Genomic DNA, 18,914 nt, shown 5'->3' with positions numbered 1-18,914 from the left:
ATCGGAATGATTCTTATATTAAAGGTGAGAGTGCAGATTATGCAACCTATTATTGAAATAAACCATTTATTTTATCGCTACGAAAAGGATCTTGTTCTTGATGACATCAACTTGTCTATTCCGGAAGGGTCCTTTTTAGCCATTGTCGGTCCAAATGGTTCGGGTAAATCGACTTTACTTAAACTCATTTTAGGCTTATTAAAGCCGCAAAAAGGCAATATTTTATTGTTTAATCAAGATATCAGCAAATTTAAGGATTGGCAAAAGATTGGTTATGTTTCCCAAAAGGCCAATTCCTTTAATACCGGCTTCCCTGCCACTGTCTTTGAAGTCGTGGCAAGCGGCTTAACTAAGCGGATTGGGATGTTTAAGTTTTTTAAAAAGGAACATGGTGCTGCTGTGGATGCGGCGTTAAAGGCTGTTGGCATGGAGCAATTTCGTAACCGCAATATTGGCGAACTCTCGGGCGGACAGCAGCAGCGGGTGTTTATTGCTCGTGCGCTTGTCAGTGATCCAAAGCTATTAATTCTAGATGAACCGACAGTTGGTGTGGACGTCGAGAATGTTAATTCTTTTTACCAAATGTTAAGTGATTTAAATACAAATCGAGGAATTACCTTGCTGCTTGTAACGCACGATATCGGGACAATTTCGGATAAGGTATCCCATGTTGCCTGTCTTAATAAGCACTTGCATTTCCATGGTGAAACAAGTGAATTTGAACAGATGAGAATGGAAGAGTTGTCCAAGACATATGGTCACGATATACACCTGCTTTCCCATCAACACGAACACGGAGGTGTATTAAGGTGATCCAAGGGATTTTTCATTATGAATTTTTGCAGAATGCCTTCCTGACAGGCATTCTAATCGGCTTCCTTGCTCCATTATTAGGGGTGTTTATCGTTGTTAGAAGATTGTCACTGATTGCCGACGCTCTTAGCCATGTTACTTTAGCGGGGATTGCGGCGAGCCTCTTAATTGAACGAAAGTTTGCGGTAATGGCGGGGTTAAACCCGCTTTACTTAGGAATGGTATTTTCTGTCGGCGGTTCATTGTTTATCGAAAAGCTTAGGGGTGTTTATAAGCATTATCAGGAGCTGGCAATCCCGATTATCCTCTCGAGCGGCATTGGCCTGGGGGTTATCTTTATTTCCCTTGCCAACGGTTTTAATACGGACTTGTTCAGTTATTTATTTGGCAGCGTAACAGCAGTAAGCAGAACTGATTTAGCCGTTATTTTGATCATCAGTGTGGTTGTTGTTGCCACAATAATTCTTTTGTATAAAGAATTATTTATTTTATCTTTTGATGAGGAGCATGCAAAAGCCTCCGGGATTCCGGCAAAAACAATTCATTTTATCTTTATTGTGATGGTTGCTCTGGTGATTGCCGCTTCGATGAGGATTGTCGGTATTTTATTAGTGTCATCTTTAATGACCCTGCCGGTTGCAGCCAGCATCCGTATTGCCAAGGGGTTTAAACAAACAATCTTTTTTTCAATCCTGTTTGGGGAAATTTCCGTACTTGGCGGATTATTTTCAGCCTATTATTTAGATTTGGCTCCTGGTGGTACGATTGTCATGATTGCCGTATTGCTTTTAGTATTGACGATTTTTTACAAAAAATTAATGATAAAAAGGCATGTGCAAAAGGAGATCGGGCTCGATGAACGTTCATGAAGCAATTCAATATTTGAAGGAAAACGGATTTAAACAGACGGGTAAAAGGGAAGATATGCTGCAGGTGTTTGCGGATAATGATAAATATTTGACAGCCAAAGATGTTTTTGAACAGCTAAAGGATGATTATCCCGGGTTAAGTTTTGATACGATTTATCGGAACTTGGCTTTGTTTGTGAATATGGGGATTTTAGAGATGACGGAATTGTCGGGTGAAAAGCATTTTCGCTTTACTTGTACAGTTCATCAGCATCATCATCATTTTATTTGTTTATCTTGTGGTAAAACGAAAGAAATTGAGACTTGTCCGATGGATGAGTTAATCGAAAATTTAAAGGGATATGAGGTTTCAGGACATAAATTTGAAATTTACGGGAAATGCCCGGAATGTGTTCAATGAAAAAACAGCTTGCAGCAGTAGCTGCAAGCTGTTTTTTTGACTATGATAAGGCAGTTTGGTATGAGTTTTCCTGCTGGCGCAGCCAGTTGTCTACCCAGTTTAATGCCTCGTTCCAATTGTGAACACGGATCACTCCATTTGGAATTGGATCTTGGTTATAAGGGGTATTAAATAAAATTACAGGAATCCGGCATTCCTCATGGATGGCAACGGCATTGTCATGCTTGTCCTCGAAAAAAATATCGATGTTGTGTTTTTTTGTCGTTTCGACTTTGTCATGTGATCCAATTAATTCAATATGATGAAATGTCAAATTATGATCAATGAACCATTGTTTCGTTACATCGAGTAAATGGGGGCCGCGTGCACTGATGAAAAATAACTCATGAGCCCTTTTCCACTTGTCTAATGCTTTTTTTGCTCCTGATGCGATGGGGGATCCTTGATAAATCATCGGTTCATTTTCGGAAAACCAGCGGGCAAACTCATCGCTTGGAACGTTTACAAAAGGCGTCAAATCATATTGAGTAATTTCCTCATAGGTAATATTCATATCAAATGCTTTATTGATAAAAGGAATTAAGGAGGTTGGACAAGTAACCGTCCCATCTATATCAATTCCGAATCTTTTTTTCATTTCTCGCTCACCTTCAATGCTTTACATTACTTATAATTTTACCAAAGAAAAATGAATGATAAAGATATTTTTTTGTGAAAATTTTTCGGAAAAAGAAACCCTGCCTATTTCAGTTAAACTTTGACATAGTAAAAATGGCTAAAAGGTAAACAATAATAAATGCTCCTATTACTGAAAGCGAGGGATGCAAATTGGCGGAGAAAACTGACAATAACGTAAAGGAAGCCTTCAAAGGTTCCATGATTGGCGAAGGGATCCCTAGTTATCCTTCCGACATAGGGGAGGAAGTTGCTTCCGAGAACGATACACCTGTACCAACTCAAACCTCGAGCTTTAGGGAGGAAACTGCCTCAGAAATCGGGGCCTCGGTGCCGCTGAGGGTTTCGTTGAAGAAGGATGACCAACATCCGCAAAGAGGTGCTGCTGTACCGATCCGTTCGAGGACCTATCAGGAAGAGACGGCAGCAGAAATTGCCGCTCCAGTTCCGGTCATCCGCGATCGAGCACGGGACGACAATAGGGAAAGAGCAGCAGGTGGTGCAGGTCTAGGAACAGTTGCCTTAGCATTATCGATCTTATCGCTGTTTGTATTGCCAATTCTGTTTGGTGCCGCTGGTATTGTCCTTGGAATTGTAGCAAGGAACCGGGGGGCTAATAGCCTTGGCGCATGGGCAATTGGTATTGGAGCGGTATCGATTATCATCGGTATCTTTATTCTTCCATTTTTTTAAATCAAGCCATATAGTGGTAAAAAACCCGGCATACATTTGCCGGGTTTTTTTTCTAATTTATTTTGATACCTTTTCTTCTTCTGCTTTTTTCTGAAAGTATTCTTCAGCAACTTTGTCAATTTCTTTTTTCAATTCTTCGACCATTTGCGCTTCTGGGACTTTCCGAACGATCTCACCTTTTCTAAATAACAGACCTTCGCCGCGGGCACCAGCGATGCCGATATCGGCTTCACGTGCTTCACCAGGTCCGTTAACGGCACAGCCAAGAACAGAAACTTTAATTGGCGCTTTAATATTAGAAATGTATTCTTCGACTTCATTGGCAATGCTGATGAGGTCGATTTCAATTCTTCCGCAAGTCGGGCAGGAAATCAATGTTGCGGCGTTTGAAGAAAGGTGGAATACTTTTAACAGCTCCCGAGCAACCTTTACTTCTTCCACTGGGTCAGCACTTAAGGAGACACGCAGCGTATTTCCAATTCCTTTGCTAATAATGGCCCCTAATCCGGCCGCACTTTTTACGGTACCGGAGAACAATGTACCGGATTCGGTAATTCCTAAATGCAGCGGATAATCAAATGTACGCGCTGCTTTTTCATATGCTTCAATGGCAAGATTGACATCAGACGCTTTCATTGAAACGATAATGTCGTGAAAATCTAAGTCCTCAAGAATCTTGATGTGATGGAGCGCGCTTTCCACCATTCCATCAGCGGTTGGATAGCCATACTTATCAAGAATTCTTTTTTCTAATGAACCGGCGTTAACACCGATACGAATAGGGATACCGCGTTCTTTAGCGGCTTTAACGACAGCCTCGACCTTTTCTCGTCTGCCGATATTGCCTGGATTAATTCTAATTTTATCCGCACCGCCCTCAATCGCCTTAAGAGCTAATTTGTAGTCGAAATGGATATCAACGACAAGCGGAATATTGATCCGTTTTTTGATATCAGCAATGGCATTAGCGGCCCGTTCATCCGGACATGCGACACGGACGATTTGGCAGCCTGCGTCCTCTAACCGCTTAATCTCCGCTACTGTTGCCTCGACATCATGTGTCTTGGTCGTTGTCATACTTTGAATAACTATCTCATTATTCCCGCCGATTGTTAAATTGCCAACTTTAACCGGACGGGTTTTGGTACGATGTATAATTTCACCCACGTGTAATTCGCCCCTTTTAATATTTTCAAGTAAGCAGGGATTTTAATTAAATCTATGTTATTGTATCAATGTTCCGCTATTTTTGACAAGAAGAAGGATTCCTCGTCTTAGTTTGAGTAGTCCGGGAAATGATATGTAACACCGATTTTTATTTTTTCTGGGGACTGTCCTTCGTTTAACTTTTTAAAATCATTAATTAAATCGGAAATGGAGACTGGAAGTGATTTGCCCAGCTGGTGTTCAACAACAGAAATAACGGTTTGTCCCGGTTCGACTTTAGCGTCAAAATAAGGTAATGTCATTTTCGGATTTTGAATCGCTTCATTTATTTCTCCATGTTGATTGACGGATTTTTCTACATGTTGATTTGCCAAGGAGGGAAGTGTGCCGACGGTTAAATCGAAATAAATGACGTATATGACTAGAACTGCAATTAGAACTCCAACAAAATTTTTCATCGGACAAGCCTCCATAAAGGAATTTGTACATACGTATGCTTGTCCACAGATTTATAGAACAAAAAAAGCAGCGGTTTAAGCTGCTTTTTTTGGCCTTGGTATTTCTTTGATTGCTAAAAGTAAGACGATGACGGCAACGAACCAATTGATGAAGAATGTATTTGGAACGGTCGTTTTAAGTGCCGCCATAATTGTGAAGAATAACGTCGGCAGTGTTTCACTGTATGCGGCCATTCTCCACAAGTGACGGTAGGTAAGCTTTCTGCCGGCAATGTTTTTTAATGCCAAACCAATAAGGGCAAGAATGGAAACTTCAATAAAGCTTGATGCACTAGTAAATAAATAAATGAAAATCGATATAACTGGGATGATGATACCCTTTAAGCCGCTAATGCTATCAATCAATTTAAGAAGTTCATCTTTATTAATGTTTAAACCTTCCATCATTGAGTATGCATATGAATCACTCTGACCACCAGCTGATAATACAAATTCATCTTTTAAAAGTCCAAAGGCATTCCCTTCGTCAGCAACATGTTCCGGGGAAATTGTTCCTGTCGGGTCAAGAAAAAAAGTAAAGCCGTCATTATTAATGATAACCGGTACCTTTGTATCTGCTGATAACTGACCATCTTTAATGGTGAAATCAGGTGCTTCGTCTTTTATAAAAGCTTTCGCCGAGTCTAGTCCAGTAGACAATGCTGAACTTAAATAAAAAATAGAAGGCAGAACGGAAATAAAGGTGAGAAGAAAGACATAAAGAATGGTTTTTCCGATGCCTTGGAAACGAAATAAGGCAATATCCTTAGGAGAATAGATACTTTTGACTAGCTGCTTAAAAATATTCATAAAGACCACCTTTGCATAGATTCACCATTCTATTTTAGCCTTTGTCCAGACGATATACAAGAATGAGCTGAGCAGAAGAAAACGCCGTCTCTTTTGGGAGGCGGCGTTTTCTATTTAATTGATTCCACAAATTTCAAACGAGCAGTTTTGGCAGTCTACTGCATCCTTTAAATAACCCAAATTTTTAATCGTAAATTTTTGGTTTTCATAGGAAATAATATTCAGTTCACGTAAATCCTTTAGTGAGCGCTGAATGACTTCTCTTGTTCCGTAGGTTAAATTAGCTAGTTCTTGATGCGTTAATGGCAGGTCGATGAGAATTCCTTCCTTTGTCATGACTCCATATGAATTGCACAGGCGAATAAGGATGGAATACAAGCCGCCTTTTTTCCCATTCATTATTAAATCTTGGCATTTCATTTGTGCTTTTAAGTAGCTTGTACTTAACCAGGTGACGAGCGCATTCATGGCTTCAGCATCTGTTAACACATAGTCTTCGAACTGTACTCTCTTAATTGTGAGCAGTTCGCAATCGGTCAATGCTTTCGCGTAAAATTGATAATGTGGATTTGCATTAAATAATGGATATTCAATAATTACTTCCTGTTCGTTTAATATTTTAAGAATGAACTCTTTTCCTCGTATATGAACTCTTCCGAGGGCAATGCTTCCTGATAATAAAAGGTAAACATTTTGGGCCGGATCCTTTTCATGAAACAGGACAGTACCTGCCTTTACCTTTTGAACGGGCTCGATTTTTTTAAAAAACTGTAATAAAAAATTATAGATTAAAAAGCGGGTTTCATCCATTTGTGCCACTCCCTTGATATCTTTACAGCTTGATTAAAAGAAATTGCTGGTATATTGTCAATACAAAATAGGTATAAAATGGAAGACTCTTTAGGGGGGGATGACAAATATCGTTGGCAGAATGCATATTTGATCATTCATGACAATTTTTCGAAAAATAAAATTAGAAGCATAAATTCTTTGTTAAAGGATATTTTATATATGGTGAAACAAAGCTTTTTATTTGAATCTTATGGTTAACTTTGGTATCTTAAAACTAAAGCTTTAGAAGAATTCTTAAATCATAATTCTTTTAAGAATGACGACTAAAGCCAAAAAATATTTTACATAGGAGGAATTATCCATGGCATTTGAATTACCAAAATTACCTTATGCAGAAGATGCACTAGAACCACACATTGATAAAGAAACTATGAACATTCACCACACAAGACATCACAACACATATGTGACTAATCTAAACAATGCCTTAGCAGGTAATGAAGAATTGCTTTCTAAATCAGTTGAAGAAGTTATTTCTAATCTAGATGCAGTTCCTGAAGCAGCTCGCACTGCAGTTCGTAACAACGGCGGCGGTCATGCTAACCACTCATTGTTCTGGACAATTCTTTCTCCAAATGGCGGCGGTGCGCCAAGCGGTGAACTAGCTGATGCAATTAACAGCAAATTTGGCAGCTTTGAAAACTTCAAAGATGAGTTTGCAAAAGCAGCTACAACTCGTTTCGGTTCAGGCTGGGCTTGGCTTGCTGTAAACAACGGCGAATTAGAAGTAACAAGCACTCCAAACCAAGACTCTCCATTAATGGAAGGAAAAACTCCTATCCTTGGCCTTGATGTTTGGGAGCATGCTTACTACTTAAAATATCAAAACAAACGTCCTGACTACATCGGCGCATTCTGGAATGTAGTAAACTGGGATGAAGTTGCTAAGCGCTACAGCGCAGCAAAATAATTAGAAAAGCGGAAGCGGCTGTTTAGCGAAGTACACTAGTCGCTAGCCGCTGGAGCTAGACAATTCTCGAAGTTCAATAAAAAGGCAGCCTTGGCTGTCTTTTTTTATTTCCCTCAAATGTGAATAAGAACAACGGCCTTGTTGAAAACTACCTTTTAAGAAAAAGGGGAGTTTTTTGATGGCAAAAAAGTTTAAATTTCTAGGTGATGTTGAATTAACAAAAGACTTATCATTATTACTAATTATCGGCGGTTTATATTCATTGAGTGTGGCCCTATCGAACACGTTTGTGAACATTTATCTATGGAAACAAACAGGCAAGTATTCAGATTTAGCTTTGTATAATTTGGCAGTCGTTGTGTTGCAGCCGTTAACCTTTATTTTGGCAGGGCGATGGGCTAAAAAAATTGACCGGGTGATCGTCCTGAGAATTGGTGTCATTTTTTTAGCGCTTTTTTATCTAACTGTATTAATAACGGGAACAAAGGCGGCTGATTTTTTATTGCTGCTTGGGGGTCTATTGGGAATAGGCTACGGATTTTATTGGCTGGCTTACAATGTGTTAACCTTTGAAATTACGGAGCCTGAAACAAGGGATTTTTTTAACGGGTTCTTGGGGATTTTGTCTTCCTTCGGAGGAATGATCGGTCCTATCGCTGCCGGTATTATCATTACAAGATTCGAAAAATTTACTGGTTACACGATTGTTTTTGGCATATCACTAGCACTATTTGCCATAGCGGTATTCATGAGCTTTTCGTTGAAGCCGCGGCCAGCACATGGAGATTATTGTTTCACAAGGATCTTTGAGGAAAGAAGGAAAAATGAAAATTGGCGGCTCGTTACAAATGCCCACTTTTTCCAGGGGTTGAGAGAAGGAACGTTTCTATTTGTCATTTCGGTCTTCGTTTATATTTCGACTGGAAGTGAAATGGCACTAGGCACCTATGGTTTACTTAATTCGGGAATTTCATTTATTGCCTATTTCCTAGCCTCAAGGCTGATTAAAAAGAATTTCCGCAAAAAGGCGATTCTCATTGGCGGGTTATTGCTTTATGCCGCAGTCATCCTAATCGTCTGGGAGGTAACTTATGCCAAATTATTAATTTATGCCGGGATCATTGCCATTGCTTATCCGCTTCTCCTTGTTCCTTATATTTCAACTACATATGATGTAATCGGTCTTGGATGGAAAGCTGCAGAAATGAGAATTGAATATATCGTTGTCCGAGAGATTTTCTTAAATATTGGCAGGGTGGTCTCGATTTTAGCCTTCCTTTTAGCAATTACCTTGTTTAATGAAGAGAAAAGCATTCCCATTTTATTATTGGTGTTGGGCGCGGGACATACATTAATTTATTATTTTATGAAAAAGGTTCAATTGCCCCTGCCTACGCGATGAGAAAAAATAAACTCATCGCGTTTTTTGTATTGGTACGGTCGAAAAAAATTGGTAAGGGTTCTTCATAGAAAAATACAATTAATTCGGCTAAAATAGAACATGTTATGAAATGCCTTGAAAAGGATGTGTTGATCAACATTGAATAAAAAGAAAAAGAAGAAAAAGTCACATGTTCCTTTTCGCTTGAACATGTTGTTCTTTGTTGTGTTTTTGCTGTTTTCAATTTTAATTCTCCGTCTTGGCGAAATTCAAATTGTATTTGGTGATGATTTTAAACGTGAAATCCAGCGGACCGAAGATATTACTGTAAGCAACCCGGTACCGCGAGGAAAAATGTTTGACCGCAATGGGAACGTGATTGTGGATAATACGCCATTGAATGCGATAACCTATACGAAATATCAGAATACAAGTCAAACCGAAATGGTAGAAACAGCGGAGAAATTAGCCAAAATCATTAATGTTGATACTAAAAAAGTGCGTGACCGCGACAAAAAAGACTACTGGATGATCAAAAATCCAGAGGAAGCAAAGAATCTGATTACGAAAAAAGAATGGTCCTATTATGATGATAAGAAATGGGATTATAAAAAAATCTATAATTTACAGCTTGATAGAATTAAAGAATCTGAGATTAACCATTATTCAAAGGAAGATATCAAGGCCATAGCGATCTTTAAAAAAATGAACAGCGGCTATGCGCTGGCACCGCAAATTGTTAAAAATAAGGATGTATCTCCTAAAGAATTTGCTGCTGTCAGTGAAAATCTGGAGAACCTTCCTGGTGTTGATACGACAACTGACTGGGAACGAAAATATGTATTTGGCGATACGTTAAAAACGATTATCGGAAATGTTTCGTCATCCGAGGAAGGATTGCCGAAAGATGATCTAGAAAAATATATGGCAAGAGATTACAGCCGGAATGACCGTGTCGGGAAAAGTTATTTGGAATTTAAATATGAAGATGTTTTGCATGGACAAAAGGCAAAAGTAATCAATAAGACTGATAAGGCCGGAAATGTCTTATCCCAAGAAGTTGTTTCAGAAGGTCAGCGTGGTAAAGACCTTGTCTTAACAATCGATGCCGAACTTCAGAAAAAGGTTGAAAAAATCATTGAGGAAGAGATGTGGGATGCGAAAAGACGATTTGGTAACACTGGTCTTATGGACCGCGCGTTTGCCATCTTAATAGATCCGCATACTGGTGAAATCCTATCTCTAGCAGGTAAACAGCTTGTCAGGGATAATGATACCGGGAAATTAGAAATGCGGGACTATGCTCAAGGTACATTTACGACTTCATACAACGTAGGTTCCGCAGTAAAAGGGGCAACCATCCTAACCGGGTATAAAACCGGGGCAATTTATCCTGGCGAACCTATAATGGACGCACCAATGAAAATTGGTCAAACAGTTAAAGGATCATGGAGAGCAGGCGGTTTCGGGCTAATCAATGATCTTACAGCGCTAAAAGTTTCGTCGAACGTGTATATGTTTAAAACGGTAATTAGAATTGCAGGTGGACACTATGTTTATGGTCAGCCGCTATCAATTAATCCAGCTGCATTTAATACAGTAAGAAAATCATTCAGTCAATTCGGTCTTGGTGTTCGGACTGGAATTGATCTTCCAAATGAGATGACCGGTTTTCCAGGTTCAGAAACAATTCCTGGTAAACTTATGGACCTTGCCATCGGACAGTATGATACGTATACACCAATTCAGCTTGCTCAATATGTATCGACGATTGCCAATGGCGGCAATCGGATGCAGCCGCATGTAGTCAAGGAAATTCGTGAACCAATCATGGATAATAATAAATTAGGTCCGGTTATTGAAGAAATTCAGCCGAAGGTATTAAACACCCTCGATATGAAGGAAGAATGGATAAAGCGGGTACAGCAAGGATTTCATATGGTCACACAGACTGGTGGTACAGCCAGCTATTTCAAAGGGGCCTCCTATGACCCTGCTGCAAAAACCGGAACAGCCCAAGCCTTTTACTATGGTTCCGATCGCAGCAAATGGGGAACACCGGTGATGAACTTAAGCCTTGTTTCATTTGCTCCATATAATAATCCGGAAGTGGCCATTGCTGTTGTGGTTCCGTGGGCTTATCAAGGCAACACTGGTCCTTCTATAAATGGCAATATTGGCAAAAAAGTATTAGATGCCTTTTTTGACTTAAAGAAAGAGCGTCAATCGGATAAAGGAAAAAAAGGTGACGAGCAAAACACTAATAACACTAACCAATAATATGTTTCTTTAAGAAACCTGTCTCGAATGTGAGACAGGTTTTTTTGCGTTTATGACGGATAATTCGAGTTGAATTTACAAAAGATGATAAGAAGATACATAAATCGATTTACAAAAGCTTAATATAAATTTACAAAGCCTTTACAATTCGTTAAAACGCAATTTACAGTAGTACTTTATTCTTATACATGTAAGGCAGACAAACATTATCAACCATAAACCTTAGGGGGAATCAAGAAAATGAAAAGTTTGAAGAAGTTTAGCCTACTAACAGTATTAGCCGCGTTAATGGTATTTATGGCTGCATGTGGAGGCGGAGCTACAAATGGAACAGATAAAAAAGATAATGCAGCACCAAAAACTGAAGATAAGCAAGAACTTTCCGGCTCACTAGTCGTTTCTGGTTCATCAGCCATGCAGCCGTTAGTTGCAGCAGCTGCCGAAGAATTCATGGCTGAAAATCCTAAAGTTGATATTCAAGTCAATGCAGGCGGTTCTGGTACAGGCCTTTCCCAAGTAGCTGAAGGATCTGTCCAAATCGGAAACTCAGACGTTTTCGCTGAAGAAAAAGAAGGTATTCCTGCTGACAAGCTTGTCGACCATAAAGTAGCGGTTGTAGGTATGACTGCCGCAGTTAATCCTAAAGTTGGCGTTAAAGATATTAAAAAAGAAGATTTAATCAAAGTATTCACTGGCAAAATCACTAACTGGAAAGAACTTGGCGGAGCAGATCAAAAAATCGTTTTAGTCAACCGTCCTGATTCATCTGGTACTCGTGCAGTATTCAATAAATTTGCTCTTGATGGGGCAACACCTGCTGAAGGAATTACAGAAGATTCTTCTAATACGGTTAAAAAGATTATCAACGAAACTGAAGGTGCGATTGGTTACCTTGCATTCTCTTACTTCACTGACGATTCAGTAACACCACTTGCCATTGATGGTGTGGAACCAACTGAAGAAAATGTACAATCCGGTAAATTCCCTGTTTGGGCATACCAGCATTCTTATACAAAAGGTGAAGCTGAAGGCTTAGCAAAAGCGTTCTTAGATTATCTAATGTCAGACGATATCCAAAATACTTTATTAAAAGATCAAGGATACCTGCCTGTTACAAAAATGAAAGTAGAACGTGATGCTAAAGGTAATCAAAAAGATATCTAATTGAACATATGTGTATTGCAAAAAATAAAAGGGTAAATGCTCAAATGCGTTTACCCTATTACGACGTATTTAAGAGGAGTTTGGTTTAATATGGAAAAGCTTCTTCCAGCACAAGATAGATTACTTAAATCGAAGAGAAGCAGACTAGGTGGGGAATTTCGAGGTAAATTCTTTGTCATATTGTGTGCTGTAATCATGATATCAGCTACGATTGCTATTACCATTTTCTTGGGTACAAAAGGACTGCAGTCCTTTACGAAAAACGGAATAAGTGTAATGGAATTTTTAACAAGTGCTAAGTGGAATCCTACCGATAAAGCGAATCCGGCATATGGTGTACTGCCATTTATTTTCGGTTCCTTTGCGGTTACTTTTCTCGCTGCTCTAATTGCGGCACCATTAGGGATTGGCGGTGCGATCTTTATGACAGAAATTGCCCCATCCTGGGGAAGGAAAATCCTCCAGCCAGTGGTAGAATTGCTAGTTGGGATTCCCTCAGTTGTCTACGGTTTTATTGGATTAACTGTTTTAGTTCCATTTATTAGGGAGCATGTAGGCGGATTAGGATTTAGCTTGCTTTCCGGAATGATTGTCCTTGCGATTATGATTTTACCGACAATTACGACAATCGCGACAGATGCTATGAGTTCACTCCCAAATCATTTACGTGAAGGATCCTTTGCTTTAGGTGCAACGAGATGGCAAACCATTCGTAAAGTATTAGTACCTGCTGCCATGCCTTCATTGTTAACAGCGATTATTCTTGGTATGGCACGAGCATTTGGTGAAGCTTTAGCCGTTCAAATGGTCATCGGTAACGTACGTAACTTACCGACAAGTATTTTGGATGCATCAGCAACACTAACAACGATTATTACATTAAATATGGGACATACCACTTATGGCAGCGTGGAAAATAACACTCTGTGGTCGATGGGCCTTATTCTATTAATCATGTCCTTCGCGTTTATTCTTCTTATTCGCTATCTATCATCAAGGAGGAAATTACGATGAATAGTAAAACAGCCGATCGTATAGCAACAGGGGTTTTTAGTGCCATCGCCATTATTATTACAGCAATTCTTGTCGGACTATTTTTCTATATTTTCGTTAACGGGTTTAAGTATATTTCGTTTGATTTTTTAACAACTCCTTCAAGTAACGTAAGGGCTGGCGGAGGAATCCGCGACCAATTGTTTAATTCGTTTTATATTTTGTTCATTACGATGTTGATTACCGTCCCAATCGGGGTAGGCGGCGGGATTTATATGGCCGAATACGCGAAACCGGGGAAAGTAACAGACTTAATCCGGACATGTATTGAAGTATTATCATCCTTGCCTTCTATTGTTATTGGTATGTTTGGTTTATTGGTATTTGTTAACACAACTGGATGGGGTTATACAATTTTAGGTGGCGCACTGGCATTGACAGTATTCAATCTGCCTACAATAGTGCGTACGACAGAAGATGCTATTAGAGCCGTACCGCGTGATTTAAAAGAGGCGAGTCTTGCATTAGGAATCACCCATTGGCATACGATTAAAACCGTTATTTTGCCGGCGGCCTTTCCATCGATATTAACCGGGGCTATTCTTGCTGCCGGCAGGGTGTTTGGTGAAGCGGCAGCACTATTATTTACAGCTGGGCTATCTACTCCAAGACTTGATTATGCAAATTGGAATCCATTTTCAGAACAATCACCATTGAATATTTTCCGCCCTGCAGAGACGTTGGCGGTTCATATATGGTCAGTGAATACTCAAGGGTTAATCCCTGATGTGGAGGCAGTTTCAAGCGGATCTGCTGCTGTACTCGTTATTTCTGTATTGATCTTTAATTTAGGAGCCCGTTGGATTGGAAGTATGATTCACAAGAGGGTCACCGCAACTAAATAAAAAGGTGGGAGTCGAATGGTAACAGCCTTAAAGGAGAGAACAACGGTGGATGTAACTATTCCAAATAATAATAAAGACCGGCAGGAAAACATATTAGCGGTAAACAATTTGCAGATTTTTTACGGGGAAAAACGGGCAGTTAATGGAATTTCAATGGAAATTGAAAAAAACTCCGTGACGGCATTAATTGGTCCCTCAGGATGCGGCAAGTCCACTTTTTTACGCAGTATTAATCGAATGAATGACCTGATCCCCGGGGCAAGAGCGGAAGGAGAAATCCTTTACGAAGGTCTCAATATTTTGTCTGAAGATATTAATGTAGTAGCATTACGCAAGGAAATCGGCATGGTATTTCAAAAGCCTAATCCGTTTCCGAAGTCGATTTATGAAAATATTACGCATGCACTTAAATTTGCTGGAATTAAAAAGAAAAGCAAGCTGGATGAGATAGTCGAAGAAAGTTTGCGAAATGCAGCACTCTGGGATGAAGTGAAGGATAGGCTTCATAAATCAGCCCTTTCACTTTCGGGTGGACAACAGCAGCGGCTATGCATTGCCAGAACCATTGCAATGAAACCGACTGTTATCCTCCTTGATGAGCCGGCATCCGCGTTAGACCCGATTTCCAATGCAAAGGTCGAAGATTTAATTGTTGATTTAAAGAAGGATTATTCCATTGTTATTGTGACACATAATATGCAGCAGGCATCCCGTATTTCAGATAAAACCGCGTTCTTTTTAAACGGTGATTTAATTGAATATGACAATACCGAAAAAATCTTTACCAATCCATCTGTACAAAAGACAGAGGAATACATTTCCGGCCGGTTCGGATAAGGGGGAACACTAATGGCGATACAGACATTAACGAGAGATATCTTCGATGTGAAAGACCTTAATCTATGGTACGGTGACCACCATGCTCTAAAAGGTATTAACTTTCCAATTCAGAAGAAAGAAGTAACAGCCATGATAGGACCGTCAGGCTGCGGAAAATCTACTTTTTTAAAAACCCTTAACCTTATGAATAAAATGGTCCCAAATGTAAGAATTACTGGTGAAATAAATTTTGATGGAAAAAATATCTTAAATCAGAAAACAGATTTAGTAGAATTACGTAAACATGTGGGCATGGTTTTCCAAAAGGGCAATCCCTTTCCACAGTCGATTTATGATAATGTTGCTTATGGGCCAAGAATTCATGGAATTAAGAAAAAGAAGCACCTTGACGAAATTGTCATAAAAGCATTAATGGATGTAGCCTTATGGGATGAAGTGAAGGACCGTTTATCTGCGCCAGCCCTTGGATTATCCGGCGGACAGCAGCAGCGGTTATGTATTGCCAGAGCATTGGCGACAAAGCCGGATGTGCTGTTAATGGATGAGCCAACCTCTGCGCTTGACCCAATTTCAACTTTGAAAATTGAGGAACTCATTTTTGAGCTGAAGGAAAAATATACGATTGTTATTGTGACACACAATATGCAGCAGGCAGCAAGGGTTTCGGATAAAACAGCCTTCTTCTTAATGGGTGAATTAATTGAACTTGATGAAACTTCAAAGATCTTTTCAATGCCAAAGGATTCACGTACGGAAGACTATATTACAGGAAGATTTGGGTGATCGTCATGAATACAAGATCCAATTTTGATCAAAGTTTAAAAGAATTAAAAGCACTGCAATTAAAAATGGCCGGTGAAGCAGAAACAGCCATTAAAAATGCCATGCTTTCTTTATTAAATCAAGATATTGAATTAGCAAAAAAAGTGATCAATGGCGATAATCTAATTGATAACCTGGAGTATGAAATTCATGAGAAAGCGTTGATGCTGATAGCACGGCAATCACCAGTTGCCAAAGATTTGCGCAGACTGCATGTGGCCTTAAGAGTGTCATCTGAAGTAGAACGGTTAGGGGATATTGCCGTTAACATCGCCAAATCAACTGTTCATATTGGAAATGAGAAGCATGTAAAAGAACTAATTGATATTCCAAAAATGATGGAAATGGCATTGGAGATGGTAACTGATGCAATTACCGCTTTTTATTCCGAGGATCAGGAACTTGCCAGAAAATGTGCGGAAAAGGATGACCAGGTGGACGAAATGTTTGGCGATTTGGTCAAGGAGCTTCTAACTTATATCCCGCAAAACCCCGATTTTACGAATCAAATTATTCAACTGGCATTCGTGTGCCGATATATTGAAAGAATCGCAGACCATTCCACGAATATAGCGGAGAATGTCGTATACCTTGAAACAGGGAATCGATTCAATCTCAATGCCTAAATCAGCATGAACATTCAGAAGATGAGACAATCGTACTCATCTTTTTTTTGTCGAATTCTTTTTATAATTCTTTATTAAATCTGTCATAAATTATCGTTTTTATCACTTTTTTTATTCTTCAAAAAAATTTCCCTGTCTGGACACTACATTGATAAAGGTGGGGCAAAATCCGACAAATTGCGTTTATTGTATGCCTTCCAGTGTAATGGTACCATTAAATTACGAACGATTATTCACACTTTTCAAAATTGAACATATATTAATAGATTAGGAGACGGAAGAAATCATGCTTAAAGATATTATTAAATTGAGAAAGGATGGGCTTTCATTTCGGAAAATAGCCACCGAATTAAATACAACGGTCGGCAAGGTCCAATACCGCTTTAATAAATGGGCTGCAAACCCGGAAAACACCAACGGGCTAGTGACAAGCCAAATAGAGAGGGAAATAGAGAATTCTTCAGAAAGTAAGTCGCTAACTTCCTTAATTCCTAAAAAGGGAGAGTTGGGTATACGATTAGTTACACATCAAAGAATAATTATTTTTTGGAATATTTCCGCGATTCCTCATAAAGTAATTCAATCTTATTTTAACGTTAGTTTAACTGAACTCGTTTCGACTGTAAGGATTTATGATGTAACTGATATCATTTTCGATGGAACAAATGCCCACCATTATTATGAAGTTACCGTGCCATACCGAAATGGACATTGGTTTGTGAAAGGATTAGCGGCGAATCGAAGCTATGTAGCCGAATTAGGTGTTCTTGTTCCGGCCACTGGCTATTTTCCTCTTATAAGATCCAATTGTGTACAAACTCCAAAACTTGAATTTTCTGGTAATCCATTGAACCATGATCAGCTGGAGTTGCTGCGATATGAAGCCAAACCTCCGCAATGGAAGGACCGTGTAAGTACTTACAGTTATTACGCTGAAGAAAGTTATATGGAGGAGAACAATGGTTAACGCTGTAACGGAAAAAGCTAAGTTGAATCATCAGTCTGTACATCAGTGGCAGTTAAAAATCCTGCTGCTTTGCTGGGAGTATCCTCCGAATGTTGTTGGCGGGCTTTCGAGACACGTATTTTGCTTGGCAGTTCAATTGGCAGGTCAGGGCCATGAGGTACATGTGCTAACTGCAGGTAACGGCCGCTTGCCGGGTTATGAAAAGACAAACGGGGTTCATGTTCATCGGGTGAACCCTATCAATGCTCATGATGAACATTTTCTTGTCTGGATTGGCGGCCTTAATTTAGCTATGGCCTTTAAGGGAGAACAATTGGCAGAAGAACTTAAGTTTGATTTGATTCATGCCCATGACTGGCTTGTAGGTGCGGCGGGTATTGCCTTAAAAGAAGTTCTAGGTATCCCGCTTTTGACCACGATACATGCAACCGAACATGGGAGAAATAATGGGATTCACAATGAAATTCAGCAATTTATCCATGAACAGGAGCTGGCATTGATGTCCGCTTCAGAGGAAATGATTGTTTGCAGTCAATATATGAAGGAATCGCTTATGAATATTTTTCATATTGAGGAGAAAAAAATGATGGTAATTCCAAATGGGATTGAACCCCCTAGGAATGAAATTGAAGAAGAATCAGTTTTTCCGGAGCTGACAAAGCGAAAGTATATTTTCTCAATTGGAAGAATGGTTAAGGAAAAAGGATTCGAAACGATAATAAAAGCAGCAGAAATGGCCAAGGAAAGAGAATACAACTACTTTTTTATTGTTGCCGGAAAAGGGCCGTTGCTTGAAACGTATAAGCGTCAGGTAGAAGAACGAGGATTAGCACAGCAAGTTGCATTTATTGGCTCTGTAACAGATGAAGAGCGGGATGCTCTTATTAAGGGCAGTGAAATGATTGTGGTACCAAGCGTGTATGAACCGTTTGGAATCGTTGCCTTAGAGGGAATGATCCAAGATAAACCGGTGATTGTTTCGAACGCAGGCGGAATGAAAGGAATTGTCAGACATTTGCAAACGGGCTTGCTGATGAACCCAGGGGATGCCCAAAGTTTGCTTGACCAAATTGGCTTTCTTGTAAATAACCGAAAAACCGCTTGTGAAATTGGTATAAATGGCGGCAAAGTAGCTAGAGGTCTTTACGGATGGGGCAGAATCGCTGCTGAAACGAGCAGATTGATGGAGGATATGGTCTTGAATACACGAGCTAATATGAATGAGACGACTCAATAATGAAAAAAGGTGT

Annotated in this window: 20 protein-coding genes; 15 read left to right on the top strand and 5 right to left on the bottom strand. The window is 39.5% G+C overall.

What is annotated here, in order from left to right; translation table 11 throughout:
• Positions 1-39: 39 nt before the first annotated feature.
• The 3 genes from A6749_RS04090 to A6749_RS04080 are packed head-to-tail and all read left to right on the top strand — an operon-like array spanning position 40 to position 2,082.
• Positions 40-813: a metal ABC transporter ATP-binding protein gene (locus tag A6749_RS04090; protein WP_066385551.1), complete on the top strand. Its 774-nt coding sequence runs from the start codon at positions 40-42 to the stop codon at positions 811-813.
• Positions 810-1,682: a metal ABC transporter permease gene (locus A6749_RS04085; protein ID WP_066385549.1), complete on the top strand. Its 873-nt coding sequence runs from the start codon at positions 810-812 to the stop codon at positions 1,680-1,682. Before A6749_RS04090 ends, A6749_RS04085 begins: the two co-directional genes overlap by 4 nt.
• The gene (locus tag A6749_RS04080) at positions 1,669-2,082 is read left to right on the top strand and encodes a Fur family transcriptional regulator (protein ID WP_066385547.1); all 414 of its coding nucleotides are present in this window, start codon (positions 1,669-1,671) and stop codon (positions 2,080-2,082) included. The genes A6749_RS04085 and A6749_RS04080 overlap by 14 nt, the downstream gene beginning before the upstream one ends.
• A gap of 40 nt (positions 2,083-2,122) precedes the next feature.
• On the opposite strand, the gene A6749_RS04075 is transcribed toward A6749_RS04080, so the two are convergent.
• Entirely contained in the window at positions 2,123-2,719 is a 597-nt protein-coding gene (locus A6749_RS04075; RefSeq protein WP_066385544.1) for a 5' nucleotidase, NT5C type, read from the bottom strand.
• A 386-nt stretch (positions 2,720-3,105) separates the two neighbouring features.
• Between A6749_RS04075 and A6749_RS04070 the strand changes: the two genes are divergently transcribed.
• A complete protein-coding gene (locus A6749_RS04070) occupies positions 3,106-3,450 on the top strand; it encodes a hypothetical protein (RefSeq protein ID WP_066400780.1) in 345 nt (114 codons plus the stop codon).
• A gap of 57 nt (positions 3,451-3,507) precedes the next feature.
• Here the strand turns inward: A6749_RS04070 and ispG are convergent, their stop codons facing one another.
• The 4 genes from ispG to A6749_RS04050 all read right to left on the bottom strand — a co-directional run bounded on the left by ispG (position 3,508) and on the right by A6749_RS04050 (position 6,734).
• The gene (gene ispG, locus A6749_RS04065) at positions 3,508-4,608 is read right to left on the bottom strand and encodes a flavodoxin-dependent (E)-4-hydroxy-3-methylbut-2-enyl-diphosphate synthase (protein WP_174842973.1); all 1,101 of its coding nucleotides are present in this window, start codon (positions 4,606-4,608) and stop codon (positions 3,508-3,510) included.
• A 116-nt stretch (positions 4,609-4,724) separates the two neighbouring features.
• Complete coding sequence (locus tag A6749_RS04060; RefSeq protein WP_066385536.1) at positions 4,725-5,075, bottom strand: hypothetical protein; 351 nt, start codon at positions 5,073-5,075, stop codon at positions 4,725-4,727.
• 75 nt (positions 5,076-5,150) lie between these two features.
• Positions 5,151-5,924: a DUF1189 domain-containing protein gene (locus A6749_RS04055; RefSeq protein ID WP_066385534.1), complete on the bottom strand. Its 774-nt coding sequence runs from the start codon at positions 5,922-5,924 to the stop codon at positions 5,151-5,153.
• Between the two features lie 114 nt (positions 5,925-6,038).
• Positions 6,039-6,734 carry a Crp/Fnr family transcriptional regulator gene (locus tag A6749_RS04050; protein WP_084797627.1) on the bottom strand — a complete coding sequence of 232 codons (696 nt, stop codon included), beginning with the start codon at positions 6,732-6,734 and terminating at the stop codon, positions 6,039-6,041.
• 343 nt (positions 6,735-7,077) lie between these two features.
• Here A6749_RS04050 and A6749_RS04045 point away from each other — a divergent pair, with 343 nt between their 5' ends.
• The 11 genes from A6749_RS04045 (at position 7,078) to A6749_RS03995 (ending at position 18,901) form a co-directional block, all read left to right on the top strand.
• Positions 7,078-7,686: a superoxide dismutase gene (locus tag A6749_RS04045; RefSeq protein ID WP_066385532.1), complete on the top strand. Its 609-nt coding sequence runs from the start codon at positions 7,078-7,080 to the stop codon at positions 7,684-7,686.
• Positions 7,687-7,864: 178 nt separating this feature from the next.
• Positions 7,865-9,088, top strand: a complete 1,224-nt coding sequence (locus A6749_RS04040; RefSeq protein WP_066385531.1) for an MFS transporter — start codon at positions 7,865-7,867, stop codon at positions 9,086-9,088.
• Positions 9,089-9,277: 189 nt separating this feature from the next.
• The gene (locus A6749_RS04035; RefSeq protein WP_066400768.1) at positions 9,278-11,347 is read left to right on the top strand and encodes a peptidoglycan D,D-transpeptidase FtsI family protein; all 2,070 of its coding nucleotides are present in this window, start codon (positions 9,278-9,280) and stop codon (positions 11,345-11,347) included.
• Between the two features lie 240 nt (positions 11,348-11,587).
• Entirely contained in the window at positions 11,588-12,511 is a 924-nt protein-coding gene (locus A6749_RS04030; protein WP_066385530.1) for a phosphate ABC transporter substrate-binding protein, read from the top strand.
• 90 nt (positions 12,512-12,601) lie between these two features.
• The gene (gene pstC, locus A6749_RS04025) at positions 12,602-13,525 is read left to right on the top strand and encodes a phosphate ABC transporter permease subunit PstC (RefSeq protein ID WP_066385528.1); all 924 of its coding nucleotides are present in this window, start codon (positions 12,602-12,604) and stop codon (positions 13,523-13,525) included.
• Positions 13,522-14,409: a phosphate ABC transporter permease PstA gene (gene pstA, locus A6749_RS04020; protein ID WP_066385527.1), complete on the top strand. Its 888-nt coding sequence runs from the start codon at positions 13,522-13,524 to the stop codon at positions 14,407-14,409. Before pstC ends, pstA begins: the two co-directional genes overlap by 4 nt.
• A 15-nt stretch (positions 14,410-14,424) precedes the next feature.
• Complete coding sequence (gene pstB, locus A6749_RS04015) at positions 14,425-15,246, top strand: phosphate ABC transporter ATP-binding protein PstB (protein ID WP_066385521.1); 822 nt, start codon at positions 14,425-14,427, stop codon at positions 15,244-15,246.
• A 12-nt stretch (positions 15,247-15,258) separates the two neighbouring features.
• Positions 15,259-16,032 (top strand): phosphate ABC transporter ATP-binding protein PstB, encoded by a 774-nt coding sequence (gene pstB / locus A6749_RS04010; RefSeq protein ID WP_066385518.1) that lies wholly within the window; start codon positions 15,259-15,261, stop codon positions 16,030-16,032.
• A 5-nt stretch (positions 16,033-16,037) separates the two neighbouring features.
• Positions 16,038-16,697, top strand: coding sequence for a phosphate signaling complex protein PhoU (gene phoU / locus A6749_RS04005; protein ID WP_066400766.1), 660 nt, complete (start codon positions 16,038-16,040; stop codon positions 16,695-16,697).
• Positions 16,698-16,983: 286 nt separating this feature from the next.
• Entirely contained in the window at positions 16,984-17,664 is a 681-nt protein-coding gene (locus tag A6749_RS04000; protein WP_066385517.1) for a DUF4912 domain-containing protein, read from the top strand.
• A complete protein-coding gene (locus A6749_RS03995; protein ID WP_066385515.1) occupies positions 17,657-18,901 on the top strand; it encodes a glycosyltransferase family 4 protein in 1,245 nt (414 codons plus the stop codon). The genes A6749_RS04000 and A6749_RS03995 overlap by 8 nt, the downstream gene beginning before the upstream one ends.
• The last annotated feature ends 13 nt before the right edge of the window (positions 18,902-18,914 follow it).

This window comes from Neobacillus mesonae, assembly GCF_001636315.1.
Taxonomy (GTDB): domain Bacteria; phylum Bacillota; class Bacilli; order Bacillales; family Cytobacillaceae; genus Neobacillus; species Neobacillus mesonae.
The sequence above is the reverse complement of the archived record's forward strand: the minus strand, read 5'-3'. Positions and strand labels throughout refer to the sequence as shown.